Source organism: Kineococcus indalonis, assembly GCF_009906395.1.
GTDB classification, from domain to species: Bacteria; Actinomycetota; Actinomycetes; order Actinomycetales; family Kineococcaceae; genus Kineococcus; species Kineococcus indalonis.
This window is the reverse complement of record NZ_JAAALM010000590.1, coordinates 1-2,292: the sequence shown is the minus strand read 5'-3', so window position 1 is coordinate 2,292 and position 2,292 is coordinate 1. Positions and strand designations below refer to the sequence as shown.

At 78.2% G+C, this 2,292-nt stretch carries 4 protein-coding genes; 1 reads left to right on the top strand and 3 read right to left on the bottom strand.

Going from position 1 to position 2,292, the window contains the following annotated elements; genetic code table 11:
- On the top strand, nt 1-595 hold a 595-nt coding region (locus GTR00_RS19240), incomplete at its 5' end, for an oxygenase MpaB family protein (RefSeq protein WP_166613168.1).
- Between the two features lie 12 nt (nt 596-607).
- Here GTR00_RS19240 and GTR00_RS19235 read toward each other — a convergent pair.
- The 3 genes from GTR00_RS19235 to GTR00_RS26500 all read right to left on the bottom strand — a co-directional run bounded on the left by GTR00_RS19235 (nt 608) and on the right by GTR00_RS26500 (nt 2,288).
- Nucleotides 608-1,213 carry a MarC family protein gene (locus tag GTR00_RS19235; protein ID WP_166613167.1) on the bottom strand — a complete coding sequence of 202 codons (606 nt, stop codon included), beginning with the start codon at nt 1,211-1,213 and terminating at the stop codon, nt 608-610.
- Nucleotides 1,210-2,067, bottom strand: coding sequence for a PHP domain-containing protein (locus GTR00_RS19230; RefSeq protein ID WP_166613166.1), 858 nt, complete (start codon nt 2,065-2,067; stop codon nt 1,210-1,212). Before GTR00_RS19230 ends, GTR00_RS19235 begins: the two co-directional genes overlap by 4 nt.
- 62 nt (nt 2,068-2,129) lie before the next feature.
- Complete coding sequence (locus GTR00_RS26500; protein ID WP_407659743.1) at nt 2,130-2,288, bottom strand: DUF6758 family protein; 159 nt, start codon at nt 2,286-2,288, stop codon at nt 2,130-2,132.
- Nucleotides 2,289-2,292: the final 4 nt, after the last annotated feature.

The following is a 2,292-nucleotide window of genomic DNA, read 5'->3' as shown; positions in this document are numbered from 1 at the left end:
GCGGCGGGTGGGCGCCGGCGACCCGCGACCGCGCTGGCAGCGGGCCGCGGCGGCCGCGGCGCTGCTGCGCGCGGCGGGCACCGACCCGTGCCGGGCGCTGGCCCTGGCGGCGCGCGAGCGCGCCGTCGACGGCGACGTGCACGTGCGCGCCGGGGGCGCCGACCCGGACACCGCCGCGCTGCGGCACGCGCTGCGCGTGTGGGCGGTGCTGCGCGCCGCCTCCGCCGGCGGGGTGGCCCCGTCCGCGCGCGACGCCGAGCGCTACGTGCGCGAGCAGCGCTCCAGCGCCGTGCTGCTGGGCGCCGAGCCGGACGACCTGCCCGGCTCGGTGGCCGAGGTCGACGCCGACGTCGAGCACGTGCGGCGCGAGGCCGCCGGGGAGCGGGCGCTGGGCGCCGTGGGCGCGCAGGGCGGGGCGCGCCGCCGCGCGGTGCCGTTCCCGCCGCTGGGCGGGGCCCCGCCGCCGTGGCTGCGCGCGGACGCGCTGGCGGTGGCGCTGCTGCCCGGGTGGGCGCGCGAGCTGCTCGGCGGGGCGCCGCACGCGCCCGGGCCCGACGAGCTGGGCGCGGCCCTGGCGGCGCTGGGGCCGCTGTGAGGACCGGCCGGTTCAGGCCGTGCCGGTGACGAAGGCGCGCACCGCGTCGGCCACCAGCTGCACGGCGATGGCCGACAGCAGCAGACCCGCCACGCGCGTGACGAGCAGCACGCCGGAGTCGCCCAGGACGCGGTGCACGAGCCCGGCGAAGCGCATCGCCAGGTAGAGCGTGACGTGCACGGTCACGACGCCGGCGGCGATGGCCAGGTGGTCGTCCCAGCCGCGCGACTGCTGCACGTAGACCATCGTGGCGACGATGGCGCCCGGGCCGGCCAGCAGCGGGGTGCCCAGCGGCACCAGGGCCACGTTGACGCCGACGGTGGAGGTCGGCTCGTCGCCCTTGCCGGTGAGCAGCTCCAGGGCGATGAGCAGCAGCAGCAGCCCGCCGGCGGCCTGCAGGGCGGGCAGGCTGATGTGCAGGTAGTCCAGGATCCGCTGGCCGAAGAGCGCGAAGGCGACGATGACGCCGAGGGCCACGAGGACGGCCTGGCGGGCCGCGCGCGAGCGCTCCGCGGCCGTGAAGGGGGCGGTCAGGCCGAGGAAGATCGGCACCGTCCCCAGCGGGTCCATGATGACGAACAGGGTGACGAAGGTCTCGCCGAAGAGCTGCCAGTTCACGCGCCGCGGACCTCGCGGGCCGCGGCGGCGCCGCGGGCGCGCGACTCGATCTCCTGCAGCACCTCCGGGGCGGTGGTGTTCTCGCCCAGGAGGTTGCGCTTGCCGGTGCCGTGGTAGTCGCTGGAGCCGGTGACGAGCAGGTCCAGGGAGCGGGCGAGCTCGCGCAGGTGGCGGCGCTCGTCCTCGCTGTGGTCGCGGTGGTCGACCTCCACGCCGAGCAGGCCGGCGCCCACCATGGCCTCCACGTCGGCGTCGCCGACGCAGCTGCCGCGCTTGGAGGCGGCCGGGTGGGCCAGCACGGGCACCCCGCCGGCGGCGCGCACCAGGGCGATCGCCCGCAGCGGGTCCGGCGCGGTGTGCGGCACGAAGTAGGGGCTGCGGCCGGAGAGCAGCGTGGCGAAGGCCTCGTCCCGGTCCGCGACGACGCCGGCGGCCACGAGGGCGTCGGCGATGTGCGGGCGGCCGATGGTGGCCTCGCCGTGCACGTGCGCGAGGACGTCCTCCCAGCACAGGCCGGTCTCGGCGGTCATCCGCTCCACCATGCGCCGCGCGCGGGTGCGCCGGGAGGTGCGGGAGGCGTCGAGCATGGCCTCCAGGGCCGGGTCGGCGGGGTCGTGCCAGTAGGACAGCAGGTGCACGGAGACCCCGCGCAGCAGGCAGCTGACCTCCATGCCGGGCACGACGCGCACCCCCAGGCGCTCCCCGGCGGCCAGCGCCTCGGCCCAGCCGTCGGTGGTGTCGTGGTCGGTGAGGGCCACGACGTCCAGGCCGGCCCGGGCGGCGGAGCCGACGACCCCGGAGGGTGGTTCGGTGCCGTCGGACGCGGTGGAGTGCGTGTGCAGGTCGATGCGCACCGGACGAGCTTACCGACCGGCGGGACCGCTCCCGCGCACGCTGCGTGACGGTGCCGCGGTGCTCACGCCCACTGCACGCGCGGTGACATCGCCCCGCACGGCACGTCCGGGGGGTGCTCGCGCTGGCGCAGGTCGATCAGCTCCAGGTCCTCCAGCAGGGTGGCCCCCGCCGCGGCCGGCCACAGCAGCGCCCACAGCCACACGCCGCCCGCCTCCCCCACCAGC